Source organism: Pseudoalteromonas sp. TB51 (assembly GCF_000498055.1).
GTDB lineage: Bacteria > Pseudomonadota > Gammaproteobacteria > Enterobacterales > Alteromonadaceae > Pseudoalteromonas > Pseudoalteromonas atlantica.
In genome coordinates, this window is sequence record NZ_AUTO01000188.1 from 1 (window position 1) to 3,562 (window position 3,562).

The 3,562-nt window shown below is 43.1% G+C and carries 4 protein-coding genes; 3 read left to right on the top strand and 1 reads right to left on the bottom strand.

Going from position 1 to position 3,562, the window contains the following annotated elements; translation table 11 throughout:
- From L650_RS0110070 to L650_RS0110080, 3 genes are all read left to right on the top strand, one after another.
- Positions 1 to 592 (top strand): alpha/beta fold hydrolase (locus tag L650_RS0110070; protein ID WP_029773024.1); only part of this gene is annotated, 592 nt, incomplete at its 5' end.
- The gene (locus L650_RS0110075; protein WP_004589625.1) at positions 589 to 843 is read left to right on the top strand and encodes a YheU family protein; all 255 of its coding nucleotides are present in this window, start codon (positions 589 to 591) and stop codon (positions 841 to 843) included. The genes L650_RS0110070 and L650_RS0110075, both read left to right, overlap by 4 nt.
- A gap of 64 nt (positions 844 to 907) precedes the next feature.
- Positions 908 to 2,104 (top strand): dipeptidase, encoded by a 1,197-nt coding sequence (locus L650_RS0110080; RefSeq protein WP_029773025.1) that lies wholly within the window; start codon positions 908 to 910, stop codon positions 2,102 to 2,104.
- Between the two features lie 273 nt (positions 2,105 to 2,377).
- On the opposite strand, the gene tuf is transcribed toward L650_RS0110080, so the two are convergent.
- A complete protein-coding gene (tuf, locus tag L650_RS0110085; protein WP_029773026.1) occupies positions 2,378 to 3,562 on the bottom strand; it encodes an elongation factor Tu in 1,185 nt (394 codons plus the stop codon).

Below are 3,562 nucleotides of genomic sequence, written 5' to 3' on the forward strand. Positions count from 1 at the left end.
TGTTGGTTTTTCGTTAGGGGGCAATGTACTGGCTAAATATCTAGGCGAAGAGCGCGAAAACTGCCCCTTAAGTGCTGCAGCCGTGGTTTCGGCGCCTTATGATTTATCATCATCAAGCGATGTTATTCGCAAAAGCTTAGGCAAGATTTATCAAAAGTACTTGCTCGATAGAATGAAAAAATCAATGCAGCGTAAATTGCCACAAATTAAGCAGCAAATACCTATTACCTCTGAGCAGTTAATGAAAATTGACGATTTGCTAGAGTTTGATAATCAACTAACCGCTCCACTGCATGGCTTTGAAAACGCACACGATTACTATCGTCAAGCCAGCGCAATGCCCTACTTAAAACATATTGCGATTCCTACGTTAATAATTCATGCCAAAGACGACCCAATGTTGTCGATTAAAGCCGTGCCAAGTAGGCAAGATGTGAGTGAGCATGTTACCCTGAGCGTCTCTGAAAAAGGCGGCCACGTAGGGTTTATTAGCGGTAATAATCCGTTTAGGCCAGTATTTTGGCTTGAACAAGCCGTCCCTCATTATTTTGGCCAGCACGTCCCCACTAAAGCGAGCAGTAAGCAGTTATGATTATCCCTTTTGAACAACTTGATAAAGACACCCTCTACAACCTAATTGAAAGCTACGTGCTTCGTGAAGGCACCGATTATGGTGAGCAAGAAGTGAGTATTCAAAGTAAAGTAGCGCAGGTTAATCAGCAGCTTAGAAATGGTGAAGCGATGGTGTTTTTTTCTGAGCTACATGAGTCGGTCACTATTATCTCAAAAAATGAATTTAAAGCACTGCAAAGCGAAGAGCATGAAGCGCAGTCGTTTGATTAGCGCCTAACACTTGTAACTTTTGAGCTGAACGTACACAATGGCTTTTTACCCAAAGAGCCAAAACATGATAAAACTCAGCACTCTAGTGGTAGCCATATCACTAGCTTTAACACCACAAGCCTTTGCAGAGCAAGTAAAAAGCCCGTCAGACAAAGCAGTAAAACTAGCAAAAGACACTATTTTAATCGACACCCATATTGATGTACCTTATCGTATCCACGAAAAATGGGTTGATGTAACTAAAGCCACCGACGGCGGCGACTTTGACTACCCTCGCGCAGTTCAAGGGGGGTTAAACGCCCCTTTTATGTCGATTTATATTCCTGCTCACTTAGAATTTGAAGGCAAAGGTAAAAGCTACCAGCTAGCCAACCAAATGATTGATAGCATGGAAGCCATTGCACAGCGTGCCCCTGAAAAATTTGCTATTGCTAGCTCAACAGCGGATATAGAAGCGCAATTTGAGCAAGGTAAACTGTCAATTGCGATGGGCATGGAAAATGGCTCGCCAATTGAAGGAAAAATGGAAAACCTTCAGCACTTTTTTGACCGCGGTGTACGCTACATCACACTTGCGCACTCGCAAAGCAACCATATTTCTGACTCGTCATACGATATTCGCCGTAAATGGAAAGGTTTAAGCCCATTTGGTAAAAAGCTAATTACTGAAATGAACAACGTCGGTATGCTAATTGACGTATCACATATATCAGATGATGCGTTTTATCAGGTAATGGAGCTATCTAAAACGCCGGTTATTGCTTCACACTCTTCACTGCGCAAATACACGCCAGGCTTTGAGCGTAATATGAATGATGACATGTTATTAGCGCTTAAAAAGAATGGCGGGGTTATTCAAATTAACTTTGGCTCAAGCTTTGTAACCTCTAAAGCCGGTGCGTGGTACAAAGACCTTAAAAGTACTAAAGAGACCGTTAAAAAAGAAGGCACTAAGCCAAGTAAAGACTTTGATGCAGCGTACCGCGCTAAAAACCCATTCCCGTTTGCAAGCCTTGAGCAAGTACTTGATCATATTGATCACGTTGTAGAGCTTATTGGCATTGATTACGTGGGCATTGGCTCTGACTACGATGGGGTTGGCGATTCGTTACCGATTGGCTTAAAGGATGTATCTAGCTACCCTAACCTAGTACAAGGCTTAATGGACAGAGGTTACAGCGATTCAGACATTAAAAAGATTTTAAGCGAAAATACGCTAAGGGTTTGGAAGCAAGCCGAAGCATATGCGAAAAAGCACTAAGCTGTAAGTTGTCAGTTGTCAGTTGTCAGTTGTCAGTTGTCAGTTGTCAGTTGTCAGTTGTCAGTTGTCAGTTGTCAGTTGTCAGTTGTCAGTTGTCAAAAAATTTAATTAATAGCACGGCTTAAAGTCGTGCTTTTTTATGTGTTAAGTATAATTTAACACCAAGCGACTAATAGTTGATAGCTGATAGCTGAAAACTAAACACTTTTCTTGAGGCATTAAAAAAGGCCACCGAAGTGACCTCTTTTTAGTATTAATTAGCTAGGCTAATTATTACTCTACGATAGTTGCTACAACACCAGCACCTACAGTACGGCCACCTTCACGGATAGCGAAACGAAGACCTTCGTCCATCGCGATTGGCGCGATTAGAGTTACTGTCATCTTAACGTTATCACCAGGCATTACCATTTCTACGCCTTCTGGTAACTGTACGTCACCTGTTACGTCAGTTGTACGGAAGTAGAACTGTGGACGGTAACCTTTGAAGAAAGGAGTATGACGGCCACCTTCATCTTTAGAAAGTACGTATACTTCTGAAGTGAATGTAGTGTGAGGTTTGATTGAACCAGGCTTAGCTAGTACTTGACCACGTTCAACGTCTTCACGCTTAGTACCACGTAGAAGTGCACCAATGTTCTCACCAGCACGACCTTCGTCAAGAAGCTTACGGAACATTTCAACACCAGTACAAGTAGACTTAGTAGTCTCTTTGATACCAACGATTTCAACTTCGTCGTTCACGTTGATGATACCAGCTTCAACACGACCAGTTACTACTGTACCACGGCCTTGGATTGAGAAAACGTCTTCGATAGGCATGATGAATGGCTTATCGATGTCACGCTCTGGCTCTGGGATGTAAGAATCTAGTGCTTCTGCAAGCTCAACGATCTTGTCTTCCCACTGCTTTTCGCCTTCAAGTGCTTTAAGAGCAGAACCTTGAATTAGTGGTAAGTCATCACCTGGGAAGTCGTACTCAGAAAGAAGTTCACGAACTTCCATTTCTACTAGCTCAAGTAGCTCTTCGTCGTCAACCATGTCACATTTGTTCATGAATACAACGATGTAAGGTACGCCAACCTGACGAGAAAGTAGGATGTGCTCACGCGTTTGTGGCATAGGGCCGTCAGTCGCAGCTACTACTAAGATAGCGCCGTCCATTTGAGCAGCACCAGTGATCATGTTTTTAACATAATCGGCGTGTCCAGGACAATCTACGTGTGCGTAGTGACGAGTTGGTGTATCGTACTCAACGTGAGAAGTTGAGATTGTGATACCACGCTCGCGCTCTTCTGGAGCGTTATCGATTGATGCGAAATCTTTAGCAACACCGCCGTATACTTTTGCAAGTACGTTAGTGATTGCTGCAGTTAGTGTAGTTTTACCGTGGTCAACGTGGCCGATTGTACCAACGTTTACGTGCGGTTTTACGCGTTCAAACTTTTCTTTTGCCAT

Bases quoted from the DNA above. Each gene is read 5' to 3' on its own strand.
- L650_RS0110075 (WP_004589625.1), top strand. From the start codon at position 589: ATGATTATCCCTTTTGAACAACTTGATAAAGACACCCTCTACAACCTA.
- L650_RS0110080 (WP_029773025.1), top strand. From the start codon at position 908: ATGATAAAACTCAGCACTCTAGTGGTAGCCATATCACTAGCTTTAACA.
- tuf (WP_029773026.1), bottom strand. From the start codon at position 3,562: ATGGCAAAAGAAAAGTTTGAACGCGTAAAACCGCACGTAAACGTTGGT.